20 protein-coding genes and 1 pseudogene are annotated in these 25,408 nt (G+C 71.5%); 3 read left to right on the plus strand and 18 right to left on the minus strand.

Annotated elements, in window-relative coordinates; all coding sequences use genetic code 11:
• Positions 1–150: 150 nt before the first annotated feature.
• Positions 151–813, minus strand: a complete 663-nt coding sequence (locus tag ACZ6EM_RS23640) for a TetR/AcrR family transcriptional regulator (protein WP_401045603.1) — start codon at positions 811–813, stop codon at positions 151–153.
• Between the two features lie 476 nt (positions 814–1,289).
• On the opposite strand from ACZ6EM_RS23640, the gene ACZ6EM_RS23645 reads away from it, so the two are divergent.
• The 3 genes from ACZ6EM_RS23645 to ACZ6EM_RS23655 all read left to right on the plus strand — a co-directional run bounded on the left by ACZ6EM_RS23645 (position 1,290) and on the right by ACZ6EM_RS23655 (position 3,805).
• A complete protein-coding gene (locus ACZ6EM_RS23645) occupies positions 1,290–1,643 on the plus strand; it encodes a DUF6542 domain-containing protein (RefSeq protein WP_401045600.1) in 354 nt (117 codons plus the stop codon).
• Positions 1,636–3,258, plus strand: coding sequence for an LCP family protein (locus tag ACZ6EM_RS23650; protein ID WP_452180729.1), 1,623 nt, complete (start codon positions 1,636–1,638; stop codon positions 3,256–3,258). The genes ACZ6EM_RS23645 and ACZ6EM_RS23650 overlap by 8 nt, the downstream gene beginning before the upstream one ends.
• A gap of 166 nt (positions 3,259–3,424) precedes the next feature.
• On the plus strand, positions 3,425–3,805 hold the full coding sequence (locus ACZ6EM_RS23655; RefSeq protein ID WP_465773181.1) for a VOC family protein: 381 nt from the start codon (positions 3,425–3,427) through the stop codon (positions 3,803–3,805).
• 106 nt (positions 3,806–3,911) lie between these two features.
• Here the strand turns inward: ACZ6EM_RS23655 and ACZ6EM_RS23660 are convergent, their stop codons facing one another.
• The 17 genes and pseudogenes from ACZ6EM_RS23660 to ACZ6EM_RS23740 all read right to left on the minus strand — a co-directional run bounded on the left by ACZ6EM_RS23660 (position 3,912) and on the right by ACZ6EM_RS23740 (position 25,320).
• Entirely contained in the window at positions 3,912–4,967 is a 1,056-nt protein-coding gene (locus tag ACZ6EM_RS23660; protein WP_401054562.1) for a 2-oxoacid:ferredoxin oxidoreductase subunit beta, read from the minus strand.
• Positions 4,964–6,961, minus strand: coding sequence for a 2-oxoacid:acceptor oxidoreductase subunit alpha (locus tag ACZ6EM_RS23665; protein ID WP_380351861.1), 1,998 nt, complete (start codon positions 6,959–6,961; stop codon positions 4,964–4,966). Before ACZ6EM_RS23665 ends, ACZ6EM_RS23660 begins: the two co-directional genes overlap by 4 nt.
• Before the next feature lie 278 nt (positions 6,962–7,239).
• The gene (locus tag ACZ6EM_RS23670; RefSeq protein ID WP_380538449.1) at positions 7,240–7,902 is read right to left on the minus strand and encodes a response regulator; all 663 of its coding nucleotides are present in this window, start codon (positions 7,900–7,902) and stop codon (positions 7,240–7,242) included.
• A 116-nt stretch (positions 7,903–8,018) separates the two neighbouring features.
• Entirely contained in the window at positions 8,019–9,029 is a 1,011-nt protein-coding gene (locus ACZ6EM_RS23675) for a polyprenyl synthetase family protein (RefSeq protein WP_359902275.1), read from the minus strand.
• 311 nt (positions 9,030–9,340) lie between these two features.
• Positions 9,341–10,963 (minus strand): NADH-quinone oxidoreductase subunit NuoN, encoded by a 1,623-nt coding sequence (gene nuoN, locus ACZ6EM_RS23680; protein WP_465773220.1) that lies wholly within the window; start codon positions 10,961–10,963, stop codon positions 9,341–9,343.
• An 11-nt stretch (positions 10,964–10,974) separates the two neighbouring features.
• Positions 10,975–12,594: an NADH-quinone oxidoreductase subunit M gene (locus ACZ6EM_RS23685; protein WP_380538445.1), complete on the minus strand. Its 1,620-nt coding sequence runs from the start codon at positions 12,592–12,594 to the stop codon at positions 10,975–10,977.
• A gap of 111 nt (positions 12,595–12,705) precedes the next feature.
• Positions 12,706–14,625 (minus strand): NADH-quinone oxidoreductase subunit L, encoded by a 1,920-nt coding sequence (nuoL, locus tag ACZ6EM_RS23690; RefSeq protein ID WP_401044019.1) that lies wholly within the window; start codon positions 14,623–14,625, stop codon positions 12,706–12,708.
• Positions 14,626–14,639: 14 nt separating this feature from the next.
• Positions 14,640–14,939 carry an NADH-quinone oxidoreductase subunit NuoK gene (gene nuoK / locus ACZ6EM_RS23695; protein ID WP_195911268.1) on the minus strand — a complete coding sequence of 100 codons (300 nt, stop codon included), beginning with the start codon at positions 14,937–14,939 and terminating at the stop codon, positions 14,640–14,642.
• The gene (locus tag ACZ6EM_RS23700; protein WP_401044036.1) at positions 14,936–15,853 is read right to left on the minus strand and encodes an NADH-quinone oxidoreductase subunit J; all 918 of its coding nucleotides are present in this window, start codon (positions 15,851–15,853) and stop codon (positions 14,936–14,938) included. The genes nuoK and ACZ6EM_RS23700 overlap by 4 nt, the downstream gene beginning before the upstream one ends.
• Complete coding sequence (nuoI, locus tag ACZ6EM_RS23705) at positions 15,853–16,461, minus strand: NADH-quinone oxidoreductase subunit NuoI (RefSeq protein WP_401044021.1); 609 nt, start codon at positions 16,459–16,461, stop codon at positions 15,853–15,855. Before nuoI ends, ACZ6EM_RS23700 begins: the two co-directional genes overlap by 1 nt.
• Before the next feature lie 6 nt (positions 16,462–16,467).
• Positions 16,468–17,796 (minus strand): NADH-quinone oxidoreductase subunit NuoH, encoded by a 1,329-nt coding sequence (nuoH, locus tag ACZ6EM_RS23710; protein ID WP_359902264.1) that lies wholly within the window; start codon positions 17,794–17,796, stop codon positions 16,468–16,470.
• 173 nt (positions 17,797–17,969) lie between these two features.
• Positions 17,970–20,471, minus strand: a pseudogene (locus ACZ6EM_RS23715) (NADH-quinone oxidoreductase subunit G); the annotation flags it as partial.
• Complete coding sequence (nuoF, locus tag ACZ6EM_RS23720; protein ID WP_465773182.1) at positions 20,468–21,829, minus strand: NADH-quinone oxidoreductase subunit NuoF; 1,362 nt, start codon at positions 21,827–21,829, stop codon at positions 20,468–20,470. The pseudogene ACZ6EM_RS23715 and the gene nuoF, both read right to left, overlap by 4 nt.
• A complete protein-coding gene (gene nuoE / locus ACZ6EM_RS23725) occupies positions 21,829–22,719 on the minus strand; it encodes an NADH-quinone oxidoreductase subunit NuoE (RefSeq protein WP_465773183.1) in 891 nt (296 codons plus the stop codon). The genes nuoF and nuoE overlap by 1 nt, the downstream gene beginning before the upstream one ends.
• Positions 22,716–24,056: an NADH-quinone oxidoreductase subunit D gene (locus tag ACZ6EM_RS23730; RefSeq protein ID WP_465773184.1), complete on the minus strand. Its 1,341-nt coding sequence runs from the start codon at positions 24,054–24,056 to the stop codon at positions 22,716–22,718. The genes nuoE and ACZ6EM_RS23730 overlap by 4 nt, the downstream gene beginning before the upstream one ends.
• Positions 24,056–24,769, minus strand: coding sequence for an NADH-quinone oxidoreductase subunit C (locus ACZ6EM_RS23735; protein WP_465773185.1), 714 nt, complete (start codon positions 24,767–24,769; stop codon positions 24,056–24,058). Before ACZ6EM_RS23735 ends, ACZ6EM_RS23730 begins: the two co-directional genes overlap by 1 nt.
• A complete protein-coding gene (locus tag ACZ6EM_RS23740; protein ID WP_074005520.1) occupies positions 24,766–25,320 on the minus strand; it encodes a NuoB/complex I 20 kDa subunit family protein in 555 nt (184 codons plus the stop codon). Before ACZ6EM_RS23740 ends, ACZ6EM_RS23735 begins: the two co-directional genes overlap by 4 nt.
• Positions 25,321–25,408: the final 88 nt, after the last annotated feature.

Below are 25,408 nucleotides of genomic sequence, written 5' to 3' on the forward strand. Positions count from 1 at the left end.
CGATGTCCCCGGAGGCCTCCAAAGTCGCGGGCGCGGAGTACTGGGGCGAGCCGTACACCCTCGGCAAGGGCCTCAACTGGAAGTGATGCCCGGACGGTCCGGGCGGGGCGGCGCACTGCCGCCCCGCCCGGACCTGCCCAGCCCGTGCCGTCAGCCCCGTGCCGTCGGCGACGACGCCGCCGACGACGCGCCGTGGATCCGCAGGAAGGCGTCCACACCTGCCGCCGCGATCCGCTCGACGTCCTCGTCCGCCACCGGGAGGGCGCCCCAGAAGGAGCGCTCGGCGATGCCGTGGAAGGTCAGCAGCGTGAACTGCTCGGCGGCCAGCGCGGCGTCCTCGACCGTGAGGAGCCCGCGCTCGGCGAGCGCGGCGAAGTGCTGCGCGAGGTCGCGCTGGGAGGCGATCGGCCCGGCCTCCAGCCAGGCCTCCAGGACGTCCGCCGGGATGTTGGCCACTTCGGCCCGGATCGCCCGGCCGAGCGCCCCGTGTTCCCCGGCGGACAGGACGGCGCGGGCCCGCTGGACGGCGAAGTCGATCAGGTCCTGGCGCAGCTCCACCACCCGGTCGAGGTACTTCGCCATCAACTCCCGGATGCGTTCCGTCAGTTCCGCCGAGTTCTGCAGGGCCACCGACAGGAAGAGGGTCTCCTTGTCGGCGAAGTGGTTGTAGACCGTCCGCTTGGACACCCCGGCCTCGGCCGCGATCGCGTCCATGCTGGCCCGGACGTACCCCTCGCGCCCGAACACCGCCGTCGCGGCCTGCGTGATCGCCTTGCGCTTCTCCGGCCGACCCGCTCCGCCCGTCGTCGCCACGGCCCTCTCCTCTTCCGCCGGCGCATCGGCCGGCCGCTCAGAAACTACCCGGTGTAGTTTATCCGGGTCACGGCGAACCCGGACGTGCCGCCGAACACGTGTGCTCTATGCTGCGTACGACTTCTACACCCGTGTAGAGGTGATACGGAAGCGCCTCCCCCGATCTCGGGCGGCCGGGCGGGAACCGGCCGGCCGGAAACCGGCGTCCGGAACTGGCAGCGCCACGAACAGAGTTCCGGAACGACGGACGACGGGCCCACGGTCCGGACGAGGACCGGCCCGGGACCGGACGGACCGGACGGACCGGACGGTCGGCACGCGGCGCAGGCGCCACCGTGGCGCGCGGAGCACGGGAACACCGGGGTGAGGGCGTGGCGGGGCAACGAGGACGGTCGGCCGACAAGCGGGCGCGCCGACGGGCGGCGGACGGACCCGCCGGACACATACGCCCCCTGCCCGGCGGTCCCGCGCTGCCGGTGGCACTCGCGATCGGACTGCCGCTGGCCGGCGCCGCGGTCGACGAACTCTCCGGCCCCGGGATGGGCCTGGCCTTCGCGGTGGCCGCGGTGCTCGGCACCGGCCTGGCGGCGGCGCTGAGCGGCCGCCACGGCTGGTGGTGGGTGCTCGCCGCCTCGCCGCTGGTCGTCCTGGGGGTGACGGCCGCCGTCGAGCTGGCCGCCCACCGCGACCGGTACCAGGGCAAGGCCCTGGCCACCGGCGCCGCCACGTGGGTGGTGCACGGCTTTCCCGTGATGGCCGAGGCCGCGGTCGCGGCCGTCGTCGTGATCGCGTTCCGGCTGGTCCGGGCGAGGAGGAGGCAGCATGGCTGACAACGCCGGAACCGACGGACGCGCCGCGGCCCGCCGCTCCTCCCCCGTGCTGATCGCGGGCCGGGTGGTGGCCTGCACCGTGGGGTTCGCGGTGTTCGCCGCCAGCGGGGTGGTCTGGTACGAGTACAAGCAGCTCACCGACGGGATGACCACCTCCGGCGTCATCGCCGAGACCAAGAAGGACGCGCCCAAGCACCTCGACAACTCGGTCAACCTGCTGCTGATCGGCCTGGACAGCCGCAAGAACATGGACGGCACGGACCTGCCGCCCGAGTTCGTCCAGGACGAACTGCACGCCGGCCACAGCTCCGACATCGGCGGCTACAACACCAACTCCCTGATCCTGCTGCACATCCCGGCGAACGGCGGCAAGGTGCAGGCCGTCTCGATACCCCGCGACGACTATGTGATGACCTACGGCGCCGACGGCTCCCAGCTGGGCATGGCCAAGATCAAGGAGGCCTACGGCGCGGCCAAGGACAAGGCCGACGCGGGCCTGCGCGCCAAGGGCCTCAAGGGCGCCGACCTGGAGAAGGCCGGCCGGGACATCGGCCGCGCGGCCACCATCCGCACCGTGCAGAAGTTCCTCGACCAGCCCATCGACCACATCGCCGAGGTCAACCTGATGGGCTTCTACGACATCGCCAAGGCCCTCCAGCCGATCGAGGTCTGCCTCACCCACGACACCAGGGACCCGGCCATGGAGGGCCAGGGCTCGGGTGCCGACTTCCACAAGGGCGTCAACAAGCTCAACGCCTCGCAGGCGCTCTCCTTCGTCCGCCAGCGCCACAACCTCGACGGCCCGGACGGCAACTCCGGCGACTTCGCCCGCACCCACCGCCAGCAGGCCTTCATCTCCTCGGTCGTGCACAACCTCAAGCAGAAGGGCGTCATCGGCGACCTCGGCAAGATGCAGGAGCTGATGGGCGTCATGCAGAAGGACCTGGTGATCGACAACGAGTGGAACGTGCTCGACTTCGCCCAGCAGGCCCCCAACCTCACCGGCGGCAACGTCGAGTTCAACACCCTGACCTTCGACGGGTTCGGCACCAGGAACGGCCAGGACGTCAACCTGGTGACCCCGGCGAAGGTCCAGAAGGTGGTCAAGCAGCTCTTCGGCTACGCCGACGCCGCCGCGGCGCCGGCCCCGGCCGACCCGGCCGCGGGGGCGGCCCCCGCAGCGGCCCAGCCGACCGCGGCCCCGACGCCGACCGCGACCTCCGCCAGGCCCGTCACGGTCGACGTCTTCAACGCCTCCTCCGCCGCGGGCGTGACCTCCGCCGCCGAGGCCAAGGCCCTGGCGGGCCTGGGCTTCAAGGAGGGCCGCACCGGGTCGGCCGGCACCCGGCCGAAGACCACCACGGTCGTCTACGGCAAGGGCGCCAGGGAGGCCGCCGAGCAGATCGCGGCCCGCTACGGCGTGACGGCCGCCGAGTCCGCGAGCGCCGCCGCCGACCACGTCGTCGTCACCCTCGGCACCACCTTCACCGGCGTCGCCGCCGACGAACCCACCACCTCCGCGGGCGGCGCCCCGGCCGACCCGGCCGCCAATCTGCCCATGCAGGGCCCCGCCGTCGACGCCCAGGCCGACGGCGGCATCCCCTGCGTCTACTGACCCGCTCCGCATCGGCCGTCCGAGGGAGGCTCCCCGCCCGGGGAGCCTCCCTCGGCCGTTCCGGCCCGGAGGGGTCCTCGCGGAAGCCCTGGCGCAATTCTCCGTACTATGTATAGTGTACTGCGTACGGGATAACGCCCGAACGCCGACGAAAGGGTTCTCCGCCTTGCAGATCACCAGGACCACCGTCTCCCTGACCGTCGAGGACGTCACCACTTCCGCCGCCTTCCTCCAGCGGCACTTCGGCTACACCGAGGAGATGTCGGCCGACGGCTTCGTCTCGCTCGGACACCCGGGCGGCGGGGTCAACGTCGTCTACCTGCGGCGCGGCCTCGAAGTCCTGCCGGAGGAGCAGCGCCACCGCATCGCGGACGGCGTGATCCTGGCGTTCGTCGTCCAGGACATCGCCGCCGAGGAACGGCGGCTGCGCGCCGAGGGCGTCACGATCACCCTCCCGCTGCGCGAGGAGCCCTGGGGCGAGAAGCTCTTCCAGGTCAGCGACCCGAACGGCGTGGTGGTCGAGCTGGTCGAGTGGGCCGAGCAGTAGGCCACGACGAGCAGTAGGCCACGACGAGCCGCAGGAAATGACGACGGCGCCCCCTGTCCCGGCCGGGACAGGGGGCGCCGCTCGCTCGGACCGGACGGCGGGGCGGTCAGTCCACCGTCCAGGTGTCGTTGCCGGCGAGCAGCGCGGTCAGGTCGCCCTCGCCACGCTGGGTGGCGGCGGTGGCCAGCTGGTCCGCCATCAGCTCGTCGTAGACCGGCCGTTCGACGCTGCGCAGCACGCCGATCGGGGTGTGGTGCAGGGTGTCCGCGTCGGCGATCCGGGAGAGCGCGAAGGCGGCGGCGGGGCCGGCCGCGTGCGCGTCGTGGACCAGGACGTCCGCCTCGTTCTCCGCCGTGACCGGGGCGGTGAACAGCTCGCCGTCCGGCCCCCGGAAGACGCCGTTCGCCAGGTCCGCGCCGAAGCGGACGGGCCGCCCGTGCTCCAGCCGGATCAGCGCCTCGTCCCGGCTGCCGGGGTCCTTCAGCACCTCGAAGGCGCCGTCGTTGAAGATGTTGCAGTTCTGGTAGATCTCCACCAGCGCCGTGCCCCGGTGCTCGGCGGCCGCCCGCAGCACCGACTGGAGGTGCTGGCGGTCCGAGTCGATGGTGCGCGCGACGAAGGTGGCCTCGGCGCCGATCGCCAGCGACAGCGGGTTGAACGGCGCGTCCAGCGAGCCCATCGGGGTGGATTTGGTGATCTTGCCGACCTCGCTGGTCGGCGAGTACTGGCCCTTGGTGAGGCCGTAGATACGGTTGTTGAACAGCAGGATCTTCAGATTGACGTTCCGTCGCAGGGCGTGGATCAGGTGGTTGCCGCCGATCGACAGCGCGTCGCCGTCGCCCGTCACCACCCAGACGCTCAGGTCCTGGCGCGCGGTGGCCAGCCCGGTCGCGATCGCCGGCGCCCGGCCGTGGATCGAGTGCACCCCGTAGGTGTTCATGTAGTACGGGAAGCGCGAGGAGCAGCCGATGCCCGAGACGAACACCGTGTTCTCGCGCTTGATGCCCAGCTCCGGCATGAAGGACTGCACCGCCGCCAGGATCGCGTAGTCCCCGCAGCCGGGGCACCAGCGCACCTCCTGGTCGGTCTTGAAGTCCCGGGCGCTCTGCGGCCCTTCGGCCTTGGGCACCAGCTTCAGGGACGGGAAGGCGTGCTCGCTCATCGGTGGTCCTCCTCGTCCAGGGTGCCGATCGCGGCCCACAGCACGTCCGCCAACTGGGCGGCCTTGAACGGCAGCCCGCGCACCTGGTTGTAGGACTCGGCGTCCACCAGGTACTTCGCCCGCAGCAGCAGGGCCAGCTGCCCCAGGTTCATCTCGGGCACGATGATCTTCTCGTAACTCCGCAGCACCGAGCCCAGGTTGGCCGGGAACGGGTTGAGGTTGCGCAGGTGCGTCTGGGCGACCTCGCCGCCGTCCGCGCGCACCCGGCGCACCGCGGCGGTGATCGGCCCGTAGGTCGAACCCCAGCCGATCACCAGCACCCGGGCGTCGCCGGTCGGGTCGTCCACCTCGACCGGCTTCACCGTGATGCCGTCGATCTTGGCCTGCCGGGTGCGGACCATGAAGTCGTGGTTGGCCGGGTCGTAGGAGATGTTGCCGGTGCCGTCCTGCTTCTCGATGCCGCCGATCCGGTGCTCCAGGCCGGGCGTGCCGGGCACCGCCCAGGGCCTGGCCAGCGTCCGCGGATCGCGCAGGTACGGCCAGAAGGCGCCGTCCTCGCGGTTCGGGCCGGTGGCGAACTGCGGGTCGATCTCCGGCAGTTCGTCGACGGCGGGGATCCGCCAGGGCTCCGAGCCGTTGGCCAGGTAGCCGTCCGAGAGCAGGAACACCGGGGTGCGGTAGGTGACCGCGATCCGGGCCGCCTCCAGCGCCGCGTCGAAGCACTCCGCGGGCGTGGCCGGGGCGACGATCGGCACCGGCGCCTCGCCGTTGCGGCCGAACATCGCCTGCAGCAGGTCCGCCTGCTCGGTCTTGGTCGGCAGGCCGGTGGACGGGCCGCCGCGCTGGATGTCCACGATCAGCAGCGGCAGTTCGAGCGAGACGGCCAGGCCGATCGCCTCCGACTTCAGCGCGACCCCCGGCCCGGAGGTGGTGGTCACCCCGAGCGCCCCGCCGAAGGCGGCCCCGAGCGCGGCGCCGACGCCAGCGATCTCGTCCTCCGCCTGGAAGGTGCGCACCCCGAAGTTCTTGTGCCGGCTCAGCTCGTGCAGCACGTCCGAGGCCGGGGTGATCGGGTACGAGCCCAGGTACAGCGGCAGGCCGGAGCGCTTCGCGGCGGCGATCAGCCCGTAGGACAGCGCGAGGTTGCCGGAGATGTTGCGGTAGCGCCCGGCCGGGAGCCTGGCCGGCGGCACCTCGTAGGAGACCGCGAAGGACTCCGTGGTCTCGCCGAAGTTCCAGCCCGCCCGGAAGGCGCTGATGTTCGCCTCGGCGATCTGCGGCTTCTTGGCGAACTTGGTGCGCAGGAACGACTCCGTCCCGTGCGTGGGCCGGTGGTACATCCAGGACAGCAGGCCCAGGGCGAACATGTTCTTCGCCCGCTCCGCGTCCTTGCGGGCCAGGCCGCTGTCCTTGAGCGCCTCCAGGGTCAGCGCGGTCAGCGGCACCTTGTGCAGGTGGAAGCCGTCCAGCGAACCGTCGGTCAGCGGGTCCGCCGGGTAACCGACCTTGGCCAGCGCGCGCTTGGTGAACTCGTCGGTGTTGACGATGATCTCGGCGCCGCGCGGCAGGTCCGGCAGGTTCGCCTTCAGCGCGGCCGGGTTCATCGCGACCAGCACGTTCGGGGCGTCGCCCGGGGTCAGGATGTCGTGGTCCGCGAAGTGCAGTTGGAAGGAGGAGACGCCCGGCAGGGTGCCGGCGGGCGCCCGGATCTCGGCCGGGAAGTTCGGCAGCGTGGACAGGTCGTTGCCGAAGGACGCCGTCTCCGAGGTGAACCGGTCACCGGTCAGCTGCATGCCGTCACCGGAGTCGCCGGCGAAGCGAATGATCACCCGATCGAGTCTGCGGATGGGCTTGCCCGGCTTCACCGGAGGGCCGCCCGGGGCCGGCGGTCCGGCGGGAGCGGCCGCACCCGAGCGCGCGTCACCGTTCCCGGCGCGGGCCTCGTCGCCGTCCGGGCCGTCCACTGCCTCTGACTGATCGACCTGACTGGTCACTGCCGCGGACCTCCTCGTGGGCACACCACCGCGGGCGCGGCCCCGTGCCCCGTCCGCCTGGTGCACCTCTCGCATCCTATGCGGGCCGACACGACGGCGGCCGGAACCACGGCAGCAATTTCACCGGCCCGCGGCCATACCGCACATGAGCAACAACGCCCGCCCGCCGGAGATCATTCCGGCTCGGGCGGGCGGACGCGAGCACCTCGGAGGCGCATGGCCGAGATGCGCTCCCCGGGGGCGCGCCCCCGGGAAGCCCGGGCGACGGAGCCGGGGCGTCAGGAGTTGAGGTAGGTGAGCACCGCCAGCACCCGGCGGTGGTCCTCCGAGCTCTGAGCCAGCCCCAGCTTGAGGAAGATGTTGCTGACGTGCTTCTCCACCGCGCCGTCGGAGACCACCAGCTGCCTGGCCACCGCCGCGTTGGTGCGGCCCTCCGCCATCAGCCCGAGCACCTCGCGCTCGCGCGGCGTGAGATTGGCCAGAACGTCGCCCTTGCGGCTGCGGCTGAGGAGCTGCTGCACCACCTCCGGGTCCAGCGCCGTGCCGCCATCGGCGACCCGGACCACCGCGTCGGCGAACTCGCGCACCTCGGCGACCCGGTCCTTGAGCAGGTAGCCGACGCCCCGGGTGGAACCGGCCAGCAGCTCGGAGGCGTAGCGCTCCTCCACGAACTGCGACAGCACCAGCACACCCAGCTGCGGGTAACGGCCGCGCAGCTCCACGCAGGCCCGCAGCCCCTCGTCGGTGTGGCTCGGCGGCATCCGCACGTCGGAGACCACGACGTCCGGCAGGGCGTCGGCCGCCGCCAGGTCGTGGATGGTCTTCACCAGGGCTTCGCCGTCCCCGACCCCGGCGACGACCTCCATGCCGCGATCGGTGAGCAGCCGGGTCAGTCCCTCCCTCAGAAGTACGGAGTCCTCGGCGATGACGACGCGACGCATAACGACCTTCCCGGCAGGCGTGTGCTGACGGGAGTCAGTCTCCCCCATCCCGGAGTCAGTGCGGTGGGGGGCCGGGCCCGGCCGCACCGCGGCCCGGCCCGGACGAGCCCGGGGGCTCACATGGTGCGGATCGCCACCGCGTCGCAGAGCCCCTCCAGGGCGGCCTTGGCGGCGCAGTCCGGCAGCGGGGCCAGCAGCGCCCTGGCCTCCTCGGCCCGGCGCAGGGTCTCGGCGCGGGCGCGCTCCAGCGCCGGGTGGGCGCGCAGCAGGCGCAGCGCCTCGGCGTGCAGGTCGTCGTCGGAGAGGTCCTGGTCGAGCAGTTCGCGCAGCCGGGCGTCGGCCGGGTCGGCCGGGTCGACGGGCATCTGCTGCAGCAGCAGGGTCGGCAGGGTCGGCACACCCTCGCGCAGGTCGGTCCCGGGGGTCTTGCCGGACTCGTGGCCGTCACTGGCGATGTCGAGCACGTCGTCGGCCAGCTGGAAGGCGATGCCGATCCGCTCGCCGAACTCGCCGAGGGTGTCCACCAGCTCGCGCTCGGCACCGGCCATCAGCGCTCCTATCCGGCAGGAGACGGCGATCAGCGAGCCGGTCTTGCCCTCCAGGACGTCCAGGTAGTGCAGCAGCGGGTCCATGTCCTGACCGGGGCCGCGGGTCTCCAGGATCTGACCGGTCACCAGCCGCTCGAAGGCCTCGGCCTGCATCCGCACGGCCTCCGGGCCGAGATCGGCGAGCACCTGGGAGGCGCGGGAGAACAGGAAGTCGCCGGTGAGGATCGCGACCGAGTTGTCCCAGCGGGAGTTGGCGCTCGGGGCACCCCGGCGCACCGGCGCCTCGTCCATCACGTCGTCGTGGTACAGCGTGGCCAGGTGGGTCAGCTCGACCACCACGGCGGCGGGCACCACGCCGGGCGCCCCCGGGTCGCCGAACTGGGCGGCCAGCAGCAGGAGCAGCGGACGGAAGCGCTTGCCGCCGGCTTCGAGGAGGTGACTGGCGGTGACGGTGATGAACGGGACGTCGCACTTGACGGCCTCGCCGAGCGCCGCCTCCACCGCGTCCAGTCCGGCCTGGACATCCCGGGTCAGGTCGCGGTCCTGCACGCTGAGCCCGAAGGGTTCCACGACGGTCACGAAGACCACTCCTCTGTCCCTGGTCGATCTAGCGGCCTGGTCCCTGAGTGCCGCCGCTGGCCATACAGGCAGGGTATCCGGTCGTGAGTGGATCACTGCACGGGCGTGCGGATCCTGTCATGATCGGGCCTGATGCCCTGGTCAGGGCGGCTGTGCGGGCCGGACGGCGGTGGGGGCGAATTCGGCTGGAAATAAAGGTGGGAGAGCCCTCGGAACTCCCCCGGCCCCGGCTCCCGACAAAGACCCGTCCGGGCCGCGCGGACTGGGCGCGGCCCGGACGGGGCCCTGGTCGGAGGCGGTGCACGCCAGGATCAGCGCACGAACAGCGAGGCCTTGGACGCCAGGTCGAGGAAGTACTGCGGGAGCAGCCCGAGACCCAGTGTGACCAGCACCCCCACCCCGATCGCGGTCGCCGTGAAGGCGCTCGGGATCGCCACCGTGGGGCCGCCCGGCTGCGGGTCCGAGAAGAACATCAGCACGATCACCCGGATGTAGAAGAACGCGGCCACCGCCGAGCTCAGCACACCGACGACCACCAGCGGGGTCGCCCCGCCGCTGGCCGCGGCCTGGAAGACCGCGAACTTCCCGGTGAAGCCGGAGGTCAGCGGAATCCCGGCGAAGGCCAGCAGGAACAGCGCGAACACCGCCGCCACCAGCGGCGAGCGCCGCCCGAGCCCGGCCCAGCTGGACAGGTGGGTCGCCTCGCCCTTGGAGTCGCGCACCAGGGTGACCACGGCGAACGCGCCGAGCGTCACGAAGGAGTACGACAACAGGTAGAACAGCACCGAGGAGATGCCCTGCTTGTTGACGGCGATCACGCCGGTCAGGATGAACCCGGCGTGCGCGATCGAGGAGTACGCCAGCAGGCGCTTGACGTCCTGCTGGGTCACCGCGAGCACCGCGCCCACCACCATGGTGAGGATCGCCACGCCCCACATCACCGGCCGCCAGTCCAGCCGCAGGCCCGGGAAGGCCACGTAGAACAGCCGCAGGAAGGCCCCGAACGCCGCGACCTTGGTGGCCGCCGCCATGAAGCCGGTCACCGGGGTCGGCGCGCCCTGGTAGACGTCCGGGGTCCAGGAGTGGAAGGGGACCGCGGCGACCTTGAACAGCAGGCCGACCGCGAGCATCGCCAGGCCGGTCAGCACCAGCGCGTCGCTCTGGGTGGTGCTCAGCTGCGCGGGGGTGGTCATCGCCTTGCCGGAGATGACGTCCCCGATGTCCCCGAGCTTCACGCTGCCCGCGTAGCCGTACAGCAGCGCGGTCCCGAAGAGGAAGAACGCCGAGGCGAAGGCGCCGAGCAGGAAGTACTTGACCGCCGCCTCCTGGGAGAGCAGCCGGCGGCGCCGGGCCAGCGCGCACAGCAGGTACAGCGGCAGCGAGAAGACCTCCAGCGCCACGAACATGGTCAGCAGGTCGTTGGCGGCGGGGAACAGCAGCATGCCGCCGACCGCGAACATGGTGAGCGGGAAGACCTCGCTGGTGGCGAAGCCGGCCCGGACCGCGGCCCGCTCCTGCTCGCCGCCGGGGGTGGCGGCGGCCTGGGCGGCGAAGGCGTCGGCGGGCAGGCCACCGGCCTTCGGCTCCAGCCTGCGCTCGGCGTAGGTGAGCACCGCGACCACGGAGGCCAGCAGGATCACGCCCTGGAGGAACAGCGCCGGGCCGTCCATCGCGACCGACTCCATGGCCAGCAGGTCGATCCGGGTGAAGCCGTGGCTCTGCACGGCCAGCACCACCACGGCGACGAAGGCGCCGGCCAGCCCGGCCAGCGCGAGCGTCACCTGGGTCCAGTGCCGGTACCGGCGGGGCACGAAGGCCTCCACCAGGACGCCGGCCACGGCGGCGGCGAACACCACGAGCATCGGCGAGAGCTGGCCGTACTCGATGTGCGGCGCCGGAATGCTGGGGGTGTTGCCGCCCGCGGCGGCGAGCATCGCGGTGGCGCTCACTTCTGCTCACCTCCTGAGGTGGCGGCGACCGGGTGGGCCGGCGCCGGGTCGGTCTGGTGGATCTGCGAGAGCGTCGCGTTCACCGAGGGGTTGACCAGGTCGGTGAGCGGCTTGGGGTAGACGCCGAGCAGGATGGTCAGCGCCACCAGCGGGCCGACCACGGCGAGTTCCCGGGCCTTGAGGTCGGGCATCGTGCGCACCCCGTCCTTCACCGGGCCGGTCATGGTGCGCTGGTACAGCAGCAGGGCGTACAGCGCGGCCAGCACGATGCCGAAGGTGGCCACGACGCCGATCGCCGGGTAGCGGGTGAAGGTGCCCACGAGCACCAGGAACTCGCTGACGAAGGGGGCGAGCCCGGGCAGCGACAGGGTGGCCAGGCTGCCGATCAGGAACGTCCCGGCGAGTACAGGGGCGACCTTCTGCACACCGCCGTAGTCGGCGATCAGCCGCGAACCGCGACGGGAGATCAGGAAGCCGGCCACCAGCATCCACGCCGCCGTGGACAGGCCGTGGTTGACCATGTAGAGGGTGGCGCCGCTCTGGCCCTGGCTGGTCAGCGCGAAGATGCCCATGATGATGAAGCCGAAGTGCGAGATCGAGGCGTACGCCACCAGGCGCTTGATGTCCTTCTGCCCGACCGCCAGCAGCGCGCCGTAGACGATCCCGATCAGCGCGAGGACCAGGATCGCCGGGGCGAAGGTCTTCGAGGCGTCCGGGAACAGCCCGAGGCAGAAGCGCAGCATCGCGAAGGTGCCGACCTTGTCCACCACGGCGGTGATCAGCACCGCGGTGCCGGCGGTGGACTCGCCCATCGCGTTCGGCAGCCAGGTGTGCAGCGGCCACAGCGGGGCCTTCACCGCGAAGGCGAAGAAGAAGCCCAGGAACAGCGCCTTCTCGGCGGTGCCGGTCAGCTGGAGCCGGCCGTCGGCGATCGCCGAGGTCAGCGTCGGCAGGTCGAAGGTGCCGAAGCCCTGGTCCTGCGCGATCACGTACAGGCCGATCACGGCCGCCAGCATCACCAGGCCGCCGAGCAGGTTGTAGAGCAGGAACTTCACGGCCGCGTAGGAGCGCTGACGCGCCGACTCGGGGCCGCCCGCCCGGTCGCCGAAGCCGCCGATCAGGAAGTACATCGGGATCAGCATGGCTTCGAAGAACACGTAGAAGACGAAGACGTCGGTGGCGTAGAAGGAGACGACCACCATCGCCTCCACCGCCAGGATCAGGGCGAAGAAGCCCTGGGTCCTCCTGCTGTTCTCGAAGGTGCCGTCGGGACCGGCCGGCCCCGGATCGGCGTCGTGCCAGGAGGCGAGGATCACCAACGGCACGAGGACGGCGGTGAGCAGGGCGAGCACCGCACCGATGCCGTCCACGCCGAGCGAGAAGGTGATGCCGAAGGAGCGGATCCAGCTGTACGACTCGTTCAGCTGGAAGCGGGCGCCCTGAGGGTCGAACCGGGTCGCCACCACGGCGGCCAGCACCAGGGTGACGGCCGAGACGCCCAGCGCGACGGCCTTGGTGTTCCGGCGCCGGCTCTCGGAGGACCCGGCCGGCAGCGCCGCGGTCAGCACCGCGCCGGCCGCCGGCACGGCGCAGGTGGCGGTCAGGAGGACGCTCATGCGCCCACCTCGCCGCGCCCGGCAGGGGCGTCCGTCCGCGCGCACCGCTTGACGGTTCGTTCGCTGCGCTCACTCATGGCCTGCCCTCCCAACGGATATCAGGACGAGTCATCACGTGGACCTCATCAGGAGAGTCGTGGCGACCAGCACCAGCGTGCCGCCGAACATGGAGAGCGCGTAGGAGCGGACGTAGCCGTTCTGGATCCGCCGCAGCCGGCCGGAGAGCCCGCCGATCGCGGCGGCCAGGCCGTTGACCACACCGTCCAGGCCGCGGCTGTCGAAGAAGACCAGCGCCGCGGCGAGCGCCGAGCCCGGCCGCACCAGCACCGCGTGGTTGAAGTCGTCCTGCAGCAGGTCCCGGCGGGCGGCCCGGGTGAGCGGGGAGCCGACCGGCGGCACCACCGGGACCGGCGAGCGCCCGTACATCAGGTAGGCGAGGCCGACGCCGGCCAGCATGCAGGCCGTGGTCAGCAGGGTGACGGTCAGCGGGGCGAGCGGGGAGTTGCCCTCCTCGTACCCGGTGACCGGCTCCAGCCACTTCAGGAAGGAGTCGTTGAAGGCGAACAGCCCGCCCGCGAACACCGAGCCGAAGGCCAGCAGGACCATCGGGATCGTCATGGTCCTGGGCGACTCGTGCGGGTGCGGCAGGTCGCCCTCCCCCGCGGCGGAGCCGCCGGTGCCGCCGGCCGGCTGCCAGCGCTTCTCGCCGAAGAAGGTCAGCACCATCACCCGGGTCATGTAGAACGCGGTGATCGCCGCGCCGACCAGCGTGCACAGCCCGAGGATCCAGCCCTCGGTGCCGCCCTTGGCGAAGGCCGCCTCGATGATCTTGTCCTTGGAGAAGAAACCGGACAGGCCCGGGAAGCCGATGATCGCCAGGTAGCCGAGGCCGAAGGTGACGAAGGTGACCGGCATGTACGTGCGCAGGCCGCCGTAGTGACGCATGTTCACCTCGTCGTTCATGCCGTGCATGACCGACCCGGCGCCGAGGAACAGCCCGGCCTTGAAGAAGCCGTGGGTCACCAGGTGCATGATCGCGAAGACGTAGCCGATCGGACCGAGCCCGGCCGCCAGCACCATGTAGCCGATCTGCGACATGGTCGAGCCGGCCAGCGCCTTCTTGATGTCGTCCTTGGCGCAACCGACGATCGCACCGAACAGCAGCGTGACCGCGCCGACCACCACCACGGCGGTCTGCGCGTCCGGCGCCAGGTCGAAGATCGTCGAGGAACGGGTGATCAGGTAGACGCCCGCGGTCACCATGGTGGCCGCGTGGATCAGCGCCGACACCGGGGTCGGGCCCTCCATCGCGTCCCCCAGCCAGGACTGCAGCGGCACCTGGGCCGACTTGCCGCAGGCCGCCAGCAGCAGCATCAGGCCGATCGCCGTCAGCTTGCCCTCGCTCGCCTCGTGCGCACCGCCGAAGACGGGGCCGAAGGCGAAGGAGCCGAACTCCGCGAACATCAGCATGATCGCGACGGACAGGCCGATGTCGCCGACCCGGTTGACGATGAAGGCCTTCTTCGCCGCCGTCGCCGCGCTCGGCTTGTGCTGCCAGAAGCCGATCAGGAGGTACGAGGCCAGGCCCACGCCCTCCCAGCCGAAGTACAGCAGCAGGTAGTTGTCCGCGACCACCAGCAGCAGCATGGCGGCCAGGAACAGGTTCAGGTACGCGAAGAAGCGGCGCCGGCGCTCGTCGTGCGCCATGTAGCCCACCGAGTAGAGGTGGATCAGCGTGCCGACGCCGGTGATCAGCAGGACGAAGGTCATCGACAGCTGGTCGAGCAGGAAGGAGAAGTCGGCCTGGAAGCCGTTCACCGGGATCCAGCTGAACAGGTGCACGGTGAGCGCCCGGTTCTCGGCGTCACGGCCGAGCATGTCCGAGAACAGGGCCAGGCCGAAGCCGAACGAGAGCGCCGCGAGCGCGGTGGCCAGCCAGTGGCCGTAGCGGTCCAGCACCCGGCCACCGAGCAGCAGCAGGGCGGCACCGGCCAGTGGAGCCGCCACCAGCAGCGGAATGAGAGAGTTCACCGAAGGTCCTCCGCCTACAGCTTCATCAGGTTGCTGTCGTCGACCGAAGCGGAGTGCCTGGTCCGGAAGATGGAGACGATGATGGCGAGGCCGACCACGACCTCGGCCGCCGCCACCACCATCGTGAAGAACGCGATGATCTGGCCGTCCAGGGTCCCGTGCAGCCGGGAGAAGGTCACCAGGGCGAGGTTCGAGGCGTTCAGCATCAGCTCCACGCACATGAACAGCACGATCGCGTTGCGCCGGATCAGCACCCCGGCCGCGCCGATGGTGAACAACAGGGCCGACAGGTAGAGGTAGTTGACCGGGTTCACTCCGCGCCCTCCTCGCCGGCCGGGTGCTTCACGTTGTTCGCCGGCACCGGCTCGCCGTTCGCCGGCACCGGCTCCAGCGACTTGCGCGGAGCCGTCGCCGCCGGCCGCTCCGAGGACGGACGGCCCAACCAGTCCGCCGTGCTGTTCTCCAGCTCCGCCATCCGCCGCAGCATCGCCTGACTGACGTCCCGGACCTGGCCGCGCTCGCGCAGCGTCGCCATCACCGAGTCCTCGGCGATCGTGCCGTCCGGCAGCAGCGCCGGGACGTCCACCGCGTTGTGCCGCGCGTACACGCCCGGCGCCGGCAGCGGCGGCAGCTGGATGTTGTCCATGATCCGCTGCGCCGCCAGCTCGCGCTGCGTCTTCGGCGCCTTCACGTGCTCCCGGTGGGTCAGCACCATCGCACCGATCGCCGCGGTGATCAGCAGCGCGCCGGTGACCTCGAAGGCCCACACGTACCGGGTGAAGATCAGCCGGGCCAGGCCCGGCACGTTGCCCTCGGCGTTCGCCTCGGACAACCCGGTGAAGTGGTCCAGCTTCGCGTTGGCGATCCCGGCGATCAGCAGCACGCCGAAGCCCAGCCCGCACAGCGCCGCGGCGAACCGCTGGCCCTTCAGCTGCTCCTTCAGCGAATCCTCGCTGGTGACACCGACCAGCATCACCACGAACAGGAACAGCATCATGATCGCGCCGGTGTAGACCACGATCTGCACCACGCCCAGGAACACCGCGCCCTGGGCCATGTAACAGACCGCCAGCGCCAGCATGGTGGCCGCCAGGCAGAGCGCGCTGTGCACGGCCTTGCGCATCAGCACCATGCCGAGCGCGCCGCCGACCGCGATCACCGCGAGCACCCAGAACTGGACGGCCTCACCCGTCGAGGTCGTCCCGGTCGCTTCCGCCAGCCGCGCGATCACTGCTGCACCTCCTGGTCCCGGTCGGTGCGCTCCTGCTGGACCGTGCCCGGCGCCGCCGCGGTGATCTCGCCCCGGTAGTACGCGCCCTCGTCGGTGCCCGGGAAGATCGCGTGCGGGGTGTCGACCATGCCCTCGGACAGGCCCACCAGCAGCTGCTCCTTGGTGAAGATCAGGTCCCGCCGGGAGGAGTCGGCCAGCTCGTACTCGTTGGTCATGGTCAGCGCCCGGGTCGGGCAGGCCTCGATGCACAGCCCGCACAGGATGCAGCGGGCGTAGTTGATCTGGTACACCACGCCGTAGCGCTCACCCGGGGAGTAGCGCTCCTCGTCCCGGTTGTCCGCGCCCTCCACGTAGATCGCGTCGGCCGGGCAGGCCCACGCGCACAGCTCGCAGCCGACGCACTTCTCCAGGCCGTCCGGGTGCCGGTTCAGCTGGTGGCGGCCGTGGAAGCGCGGAGCGGTGGGCTTCTTCTGCTCCGGGTACTGCTCGGTGAGCCGCTTCTTGAACATGGCCTTGAAGGTCACGCCGAAGCCGGCGGCCGGGCCGAGGATCGACGGACGGTCGGCCCGTTCGGGGCGACCCGTACGATCGGACTGGTCGGACATCTCGGTTCAGCTCCCTTCGGAATGGTCGGCCCCGTTGAGGGCGTCCTGGAGTTGCTTCGGGGCGCGGCTGCGCCGGCGCGGCACCGGCGGGAGCACCTGGCCGGGCAGCGGCGGGACCGGATAGCCGCCCGCCATCGGGTCGAAATCGGCCTTGGGCGGGGTGACCTCGGGTTCGGGCTGCTTCCTCAGGAAGTCCCGCAGCAGCGCCAGCAGCAGGATCACGCCGACCGGCGCGCCCACGTACAGCACCACCTCGCCGAAGTCGTAGCCCTCGTTGCGCAGCGCCCGCACGCTCGCGATCAGCACCAGCCACACCAGCGAGACCGGGATCAGCACCTTCCAGCCCAGCTTCATGAACTGGTCGTAGCGGAACCGGGGCAGCGTGCCGCGCAGCCAGATGAAGAAGAACAGCAGCAACTGGATCTTCAGCGTGATCCACAGCATCGGCCACCAGCCGTGGTTGGCGCCCTCCCAGAACGTCGACACCGGCCACGGGGCCCGCCAGCCGCCCAGGAAGAGGGTCGAGGCCACCGCCGAGACCGTCACCATGTTCACGTACTCGGCCAGCATGAACATCGCGAACTTCAGCGAGGAGTACTCGGTGTTGAAGCCGCCGACCAGCTCGCCCTCGGCCTCCGGGAGGTCGAACGGCGCCCGGTTGGTCTCGCCGACCATCGCGATGATGTAGACGATGAACGACACCGGCAGCAGCGCCGCGAACCAGGTCGGCTGCTGGTGCGCCACGATCTCCGAGGTCGACATCGAACCCGAGTAGATGAACACCGCCGCGAAGGACAGGCCCATCGCGATCTCGTAGCTGATCATCTGCGCGGACGAGCGCAGCCCGCCCAGCAGCGGGTACGTCGAACCCGAGGACCAGCCCGCCAGCACGATGCCGTAGATGCCCACCGCGGCCGTCGCCAGGACGTACAGCAACGCCACCGGGAAGTCCGTCAGCTGGAGCGGCGTGCGGGTGCCGAAGATCGACACCTCGTTGCCGGCCGGGCCGAACGGGATCACCGCGAAGGCCATGAACGCGGGGATGGCGCAGACGATCGGGGCCAGGATGTAGACCACCTTGTCCGAGCCCTTGACCACCAGGTCTTCCTTCAGCGCCAGCTTCACGCCGTCCGCCAGCGACTGCAGCATGCCCCACGGGCCGTGCCGGTTGGGCCCGATGCGCAGCTGCATCCAGGCCACCACCTTGCGCTCCCAGACGATCGCGATCAGCACCGTCAGGACCAGGAAGGCGAAGCAGAACACCGCCTTCAGCAGCACCAGCCACCACGGGTCCTGCCCGAAGAAGTGGAGCGTCTCGTACGGCTGCGGAGTCATCGGTCCTCCCCTTCTCCCGCGGTCCCGTCCACGGTCGAACCGGCCTGGGCCTGGGCCTGCGCCCGGGCCGACTCGTCCTGTTCCTGCTCGTCCTGCGCCGACCGGTCGGGTGTGGCCCGGGCCTGTCCCGCCCCGTCCTGTGCCGCCCCGTCCTGTGTCGTCAGGCCGGGATCGGCCTCGACCTCGGCCTCGACCTCGACCGCGGGCTCGGGCTCGGGCTCGGGCTCCGCCTCGGCCGCGGCGATCGTGACCAGGTGGCCGACGGTGGTGCCGAGCGCGCGCGGGGCACCGCCCGGAGTGGAGCCGAGCGGGACCCAGACCGTGCGGTCCGGGATCGAGTCGGTGACCTCCAGCGGCAGGGTCAGCGATCCGGCCGGGCCGGTCAGCCGCAGGGCCCCGGCCGCCACCGCGCCGATCTCCTTGGCCGTCTCCGCCGAGATCCGGGCCACCGCCCGGTGCCGGGTGCCCGCCAGGTGCGGATCCCCCTGCTGCAGCGCGCCGTTGTCCAGCAGCAGGCGCCAACCCGCCAGCACCGCCTGGCCGGCGGCCGGCCGGGGCAGCGGGCCGGGGTGGGCCGCCGGGTCGGCCGTGCGGTCGCCCTCCCAGGGGGCGAAGCGGTCCAGCTCCAGCCGGGCCGCCCGGACGTCCGGCAGTCCCAGCCGCCCGCCCAACGCGTCCGCCAGCATGCTCAGCACCCGCAGGTCCGGCTGGAGGTGACGGCCCATCTGCTGGTCCGGCTTGAGCGCGGCCTCGAACATCCGCACCCGGCCCTCCCAGTCCAGGAAGGTGCCGGCCTTCTCCGCCGCCGCAGCCACCGGCAGCACCACGTCGGCGCGCGCCGTCACCGCCGAGGGCCGCAGCTCCAGCGACACCAGGAACGGCACCGCCGCCAGCGCCTCGTCGGCCAGCACGGGGTCCGGCAGGTCGTCCGGATCCACGCCGCCGACCAGCAGCGCGTCCAGCTCTCCGGCCACGACCGCCGCCAGGATCCCGTCGGTGTCCCGGCCCGGCCGGGACGGCAGCTCGGCCCCGCCCCACAGCTCGGCCGCCTCCGACCGGGCCGCCGCGACGGCCACCGGACGGCCGCCGGGCAGCAGGCCCGGCAGCGCGCCCGCCTCCACGGCCCCGCGCTCACCGGCCCGGCGCGGCACCCAGGCGAGCTTGGCGCCGGTCGCGTGCGCCAGGCGCAGCACCGCCGTCGGCCCGCCCGGGACGGCGGCCAGCCGCTCGCCCACCAGGATCACCGCACCCGGGGTGCGCAGCAGTTCCGCCGCCCGGCCCGCGTCGTCGTTCAGCGGCTCGTCCGCCGCCAGCGCCGCGAACCACTCCGGCTCGGTGCCGGGGGCGGCCGGCAGCAGCGCGCCGCGCAGCTTCGCCAGGCCCCGGGAACCGAACGCGGCCACCGAGAACACCTTCAGGCCCGTCGCCCTGGTCGCCTTGCGCAACCGCAGGAAGACGATCGGCGACTCCTCCTCCGGCTCGAAGCCCGCCAGCAGCACCGCCGGCGCCCGGTCGAGGTCCTCGTACGCCACACCGGCGCCGTTCACGTCGACGCCCCGCCCGGCCACCGCCGCGGCCAGGAAGTCCGCCTCCTCACCGCTGTGCGGGCGGGCCCGGAAGTCCACGTCGTTGGTGCCCAGCACCACCCGAGCGAACTTCCCGTACGCGTAGGCGTCCTCGACCGTCACCCGGCCGCCGGCCAGCACCCCGGTCCGGGCCCCGCGCAGCCCCTCGGCCGCCCGGGCCAGCGCCTCCGGCCAGGAGACCGGCACCAGCTCGCCGTCCACCCGCACCAGCGGGGTGGTCAGCCGGTCGCGCTGCTGGGCGTAGCGGAAGGCGAAGCGGCCCTTGTCGCAGTTCCACTCCTCGTTCACCGCCGGGTCCTCGCCCGCCAGCCGGCGCAGCACCTTGCCGCGCCGGTGGTCGGTGCGCTGCGCGCAGCCCGAGGCGCAGTGCTCGCACACGCTCGGCGAGGAGACCAGGTCGAAGGGACGCGAGCGGAACCGGTACGCCGCCGAGGTCAGCGCGCCCACCGGGCAGATCTGGATGGTGTTCCCGGAGAAGTACGACTCGAAGTCGTCGCCCTCGCCGGTGCCGACCTGCTGCAGTGCCCCGCGCTCCACCAGGTCGATGAACGGGTCCCCGGCGATCTGCTGCGAGAAGCGGGTGCAGCGCGCGCACAGCACGCAGCGCTCGCGGTCCAGCAGCACCTGGCTGCTGATCGGCACCGGCTTCTCGTAGGTGCGCTTCATCCCCTCGAAACGGGAGTCGGCGGCGCCGCTGGTCATCGCCTGGTTCTGCAGCGGGCACTCGCCGCCCTTGTCGCAGACCGGGCAGTCCAGCGGGTGGTTGATCAGCAGCAGCTCCATCACGCCGCGCTGGGCCTTCTCGGCCACCGGCGAGCTGAGCTGGGTGCGCACCACCATGCCCTCGGCCACCGGAACGGTGCAGGAGGCGACCGGCTTGCGCTGGCCCTCGATCTCGACGATGCACTGGCGGCAGGCACCGGCCGGATCGAGCAGCGGGTGGTCGCAGAAGCGCGGGATCTGGGTGCCGATGGTCTCGGCGGCCCGGATCACCAACGTTCCCTTGGGGACCCGCACTTCGACGCCGTCGATGGTGAGCGTGACCAGTTCGACCGCGGTCTCGGAGGCGGTTGGCTCTGTGATCGTCACGCGTGCACCTCCCTTTCGGTGGCGGACTGGTGGCCGGGGCGGGGGCCGTCGGCCCAGACGGTGGAGGCTGCCGGGTCGAACGGGCAGCGGCGCTCGGCCAGGTGCTGCTCGTACTCGGCCCGGAAGTGCTGGAGCGAGGAGACGATCGGGCTGGCCGCGCCGTCGCCCAGGGCACAGAAGGACTTGCCGTTGATGTTGTCGGCGATGTCGAGGAGCTTCTCCAGGTCCCCGTCGACGCCCTCGCCCGCCTCGATCCGCTGGAGCAGCTGGACCAGCCAGTAGGTGCCCTCGCGGCAGGGGGTGCACTTGCCGCAGGACTCGTGGGCGTAGAACTCCGTCCAGCGGGTGACGGCCCGCACCACGCAGGTGGTCTCGTCGAAGACCTGGAGCGCCTTGGTGCCGAGCATCGAGCCGGCCGCGCCGACGCCCTCGTAGTCCAGCGGGACGTCGAGGTGCTCGTCGGTGAACATCGGGGTGGAGGAGCCGCCCGGGGTCCAGAACTTCAGCCGGTGCCCGGGGCGGATGCCGCCGCTGAGGTCGAGCAGCTGGCGCAGCGTGATGCCGAGCGGGGCCTCGTACTGGCCGGGGTTGGTGACGTGGCCGGAGAGCGAGTAGAGCGTGAAGCCGGGGGACTTCTCGGTGCCCAGGGCCTTGAACCACTCCTTGCCGCGGGACAGGATCGGCGGCACCGAGGCGATCGACTCGACGTTGTTGACCACCGTCGGGCAGGCGTACAGGCCGGCGATCGCCGGGAACGGGGGCCGCAGCCTCGGCTGGCCGCGGCGGCCCTCCAGCGAGTCCAGCAGCGCCGTCTCCTCGCCGCAGATGTAGGCGCCGGCCCCGGCGTGCACGGTGATGTCGAGGTCGATCCCCGAGCCGAGGATGTTCCGGCCCAGCAGCCCGGCCCCGTACGCCTCGGCGACGGCCGCGTGCAGCCGGCGCAGCACCGGGACGACCTCGCCGCGCAGGTAGATGAAGGCGTGGTCGCAGCGGATCGCGTAGGAGGCGATGATCATGCCCTCGATCAGCGCGTGCGGGTTGGCGAACAGCAGCGGGATGTCCTTGCAGGTGCCCGGCTCGGACTCGTCCGCGTTGACCACCAGGTAGTGCGGCTTGCCGTCGTTCTGGGGGATGAACTGCCACTTCATGCCGGTCGGGAAGCCTGCGCCGCCGCGGCCGCGCAGGCCGGCCTCCTTGACCACGGCGATCACGTCGTCCGGCGGCATGGCGAGGGCCGCCTTGAGGCCCTCGTAGCCGTGGTGGCGGCGGTAGGTGTCGAGCGTCCAGGGGCGGCTGTCGTCCCAGGAGTCGGACAGGACCGGGGTGAGCAGCTTCTCGGCCGGCTCGGCGGAGGTCATCACGCTTCGCTCCCTTCCTGGCCCTTGCCCGCCTGGCCGTTGTTCGTCTGGCTGTTGCTCGCCTGGGGGTTGCTTGCCGGGCCGTTGCTCGCCTGGCCGTTGCTCGCCTGGCCGTTGCTCGCCTGGCCGTTGTTCGCCGGGCCGCTGCCCTCGTGGCGGGGGGACGCGGGGCGGGGGGAGACCACCTTGGTGCCGGCGGTGCCGGGCAGCGCCTCGCCGCGGGCCAGCCGCAGACCGGCCAGGGACGGCGCGCCGCCGGCTCCGGACTCGTCGTTGGCGCCCGGACGCTCGTCCGGGAAGCCGGCCAGGATCCGGGCGGTCTCCTTGAAGCCGCACAGCCGGGCACCGCGGGTGGGCCGGACCTCACGGCCGGCGCGCAGGTCGTCGACCAGCTGCCGGGCGCTCTCCGGGGTCTGGTTGTCGAAGAACTCCCAGTTGACCATCACCACGGGCGCGTAGTCGCAGGCCGCGTTGCACTCGATGTGCTCGATCGAGACCTCGCCGTCCTCGGTGGTCTCGTTGTTGCGGACACCCAGGTGCTCCTGGAGCTCGGCGAAGATCTGGTCGCCGCCGAGCACCGCGCACAGCGTGTTGGTGCAGACCCCGACGTGGTACTTCCCGGCCGGGCGGCGCCGGTACATGGTGTAGAAGGTCGCGACCGCGGTGACCTCGGCGGTGGTGAGGTCCAGCTGCTCGGCGCAGAAGCGCATCCCGGTCGGGCTGACGAAGCCCTCCTCGGCCTGCACCAGGTGCAGCAGCGGCAGCAGCGCCGAGCGGGGCTGCGGGTAGCGGGCGATCAGCTCGGCGGCGTCGGCGGCCAGCCTGGCGTGCACCTCCTCGGAGTACGGTGCGGCCGGCAGTGCCGGCAGTCCGAGTTCGACGTTGGTCACCGGTCCACGCCTCCCATCACCGGGTCGATCCCGGCCACCGCGACGATCACGTCGGCCACCTGGCCGCCCTCGCACATCGCCGCCATCGTCTGCAGATTGGTGAACGACGGATCCCGGAAGTGGACCCGGTACGGGCGCGTCCCGCCGTCGCTGACCACGTGCACGCCCAGCTCGCCCTTGGGCGACTCGACCGCCACGTACGCCTGGCCGACCGGGACCCGGAAGCCCTCGGTGACCAGCTTGAAGTGGTGGATCAGGGCCTCCATCGAGGTCCCCATGATCTTGCGGATGTGGTCGAGGGAGTTGCCCAGCCCGTCCGGGCCGACGGCCAGTTGGGCGGGCCAGGCGATCTTCTTGTCGGCCACCATGACCGGGCCCGGACGCAGCCGGTCCAGGCACTGCTCGACGATCCGCAGCGACTGCTTCATCTCCTCCAGGCGGATCAGGAAGCGGCCGTAGGAGTCGGCGCTGTCGGCGATCGCGACCTCGAAGTCGTAGTCCTGGTAGCCGCAGTACGGGTCGGTCTTGCGCAGGTCGTGCGGCAGGCCGGTGGCGCGCAGGATCGGGCCGGTGGCGCCGAGGGCCAGGCAGCCGGGCAGGTCCAGGAAGCCGACGTCGACCAGGCGGGCCTTGAACACCGGGTTGCCGGTGGCGAGTTTGTCGTACTCGTGCATCCGGGAGCGGAAGACCTTGACCACCTCGCGGATCTGGTCGACGGCGCCGGGCGGCAGGTCCTGGGCGAGGCCGCCGGGGCGCACGTACGCGTGGTTCATGCGCAGACCGGTGACCAGCTCGAAGACGTCCAGGATCAGCTCGCGGTCCCGGAAGCCGTAGATCATCAGGGTGGTGGAGCCGATCTCCATGCCGCCGGTGGCCAGGCAGACCAGGTGCGAGGCGATCCGGTTGAGCTCCATCATCATCACGCGGATGACGTTGGCGCGGTCCGGGACGTCGTCGGTGATGCCGAGCAGCTTCTCGACCGCCAGGCAGTAGGCGGTCTCGTTGAACAGCGGGGTCAGGTAGTCCATACGGGTCACGAAGGTGGTGCCCTGGACCCAGTTGCGGAACTCCATGTTCTTCTCGATGCCGGTGTGGAGGTAGCCGATGCCGCAGCGGGCCTCCTTCACCGTCTCGCCGTCGATCTCCAGGATCAGCCGCAGCACGCCGTGGGTGGACGGGTGCTGGGGGCCCATGTTGACGATGATGCGCTCGTCGTCGGCCCGGCCGACCGCCTCGACCACCTCGCCCCAGTCACCGCCGGTGACGGTGAAGACCCGGCCCTCGGTGGTATCGCGGGCGTCCGCTTCCTCGGTCTCTCCAAAGTGCTGGGTGTTCATCAGCTGTACGACCTCCGCTGGTCGGGAGCCGGGATCTGGGCGCCCTTGTACTCGACGGGGATGCCGCCGAGCGGGTAGTCCTTGCGCTGCGGGTGGCCCAGCCAGTCGTCCGGCATCATGATCCGGGTGAGCGCAGGGTGGCCCTCGAAGACCAGGCCGAAGAAGTCGTAGGCCTCGCGCTCGTGCCAGTCGTTGGTCGGGTAGACGCTCACCACGGAGGGGATGCGCGGGTCGGCGTCGGGTGCGGTGACCTCCAGCCGGATCAGCCGGCCGTGGGTGATCGAGCGCAGGTGGTAGACCGCGTGCAGCTCGCGGCCCTTGTCGCCGGGGTAGTGCACGCCGCTCACGCCCAGGCACAGTTCGAAGCGCAGCGCCGGGTCGTCGCGGAGGATGCGGGCGGTCCCCAGCAGGTGGTCGCGGTCGATGTGGAAGGTGAGCTCGCCGCGGTCGACCACGGTCCTCTCGATCACCTCGACCGGGTCCAGGTCCTGCTCCTCCAGGGCGCCCTCCAGCTCGTCGGCGACCTCGTCGAACCAGCCGCCGTACGGGCGTTCGCTCGGACCGGGCAGCACGATCGGGTCGGCCAGACCTCCGAAGCCGGAGGTGTCGCCGCTGCCCGTGGCACCGAACATGCCCTGGCGGCGGCCGACCACCTCGACCGGGATCTCGCGGACCGGCTGCTCGCGGCGGGTCTCGGGTACCTGGTCGTTCATCGCAGCTGCCCCCGCATCTCGCTGATCGGGGTGGCCTTCAGGGCGAGCGCCTCACCGAGCTCCTCGGCCCGGCGCCTGTTCACGCCCAGCGGCTCGTGCTGGATCTTGTCGTGCAGCTTCAGGATGGCGTCCATCAGCATCTCCGGACGGGGCGGACAGCCGGGCAGGTAGATGTCCACCGGCACGATGTGGTCGACGCCCTGGACGATCGCGTAGTTGTTGAACATCCCGCCGGACGAGGCGCAGACGCCCATCGAGATGACCCACTTGGGGTTGGGCATCTGGTCGTACACCTGGCGCAGCACCGGGGCCATCTTCTGACTCACCCGCCCCGCCACGATCATCAGATCGGCCTGCCGGGGGGAGCCCCGGAAGACCTCCATGCCGAACCGGGCCAGGTCGTAACGGCCCGCCCCGGTGGTCATCATCTCGATCGCGCAGCAGGCCAGACCGAAGGTGGCCGGGAAGAGTGACGCCTTGCGCACCCAGCCGGCGGCCGTCTCCACCGTCGTGAGCAGAAAGCCGCTCGGCAGCTTCTCCTCGATTCCCATCAGATCCCTCTCAATGCCCTCGAGTCCGCTGATACGTGGGCCGGTTCTGGCTTGTCCGCTCGTTCACAAGCGGGCGCGCAGCCGGCGG

The organism is Kitasatospora sp. NPDC041917 (genome assembly GCF_055589745.1).

What these genes read in the sequence shown, in the direction of transcription:
- ACZ6EM_RS23650 (WP_452180729.1), top strand. Translation starts at nt 1,636, where the DNA reads ATGGCTGACAACGCCGGAACCGACGGACGCGCCGCGGCCCGCCGCTCC.
- ACZ6EM_RS23660 (WP_401054562.1), bottom strand. Translation starts at nt 4,967, where the DNA reads ATGAGCGAGCACGCCTTCCCGTCCCTGAAGCTGGTGCCCAAGGCCGAA.
- ACZ6EM_RS23670 (WP_380538449.1), bottom strand. Translation starts at nt 7,902, where the DNA reads ATGCGTCGCGTCGTCATCGCCGAGGACTCCGTACTTCTGAGGGAGGGA.
- nuoN (WP_465773220.1), bottom strand. Translation starts at nt 10,963, where the DNA reads ATGCTCGCCGCCGCGGGCGGCAACACCCCCAGCATTCCGGCGCCGCAC.
- ACZ6EM_RS23685 (WP_380538445.1), bottom strand. Translation starts at nt 12,594, where the DNA reads ATGAGCGTCCTCCTGACCGCCACCTGCGCCGTGCCGGCGGCCGGCGCG.
- nuoI (WP_401044021.1), bottom strand. Translation starts at nt 16,461, where the DNA reads ATGTCCGACCAGTCCGATCGTACGGGTCGCCCCGAACGGGCCGACCGT.
- nuoH (WP_359902264.1), bottom strand. Translation starts at nt 17,796, where the DNA reads ATGACTCCGCAGCCGTACGAGACGCTCCACTTCTTCGGGCAGGACCCG.
- nuoF (WP_465773182.1), bottom strand. Translation starts at nt 21,829, where the DNA reads ATGACCTCCGCCGAGCCGGCCGAGAAGCTGCTCACCCCGGTCCTGTCC.
- ACZ6EM_RS23730 (WP_465773184.1), bottom strand. Translation starts at nt 24,056, where the DNA reads ATGAACACCCAGCACTTTGGAGAGACCGAGGAAGCGGACGCCCGCGAT.
- ACZ6EM_RS23735 (WP_465773185.1), bottom strand. Translation starts at nt 24,769, where the DNA reads ATGAACGACCAGGTACCCGAGACCCGCCGCGAGCAGCCGGTCCGCGAG.
- ACZ6EM_RS23740 (WP_074005520.1), bottom strand. Translation starts at nt 25,320, where the DNA reads ATGGGAATCGAGGAGAAGCTGCCGAGCGGCTTTCTGCTCACGACGGTG.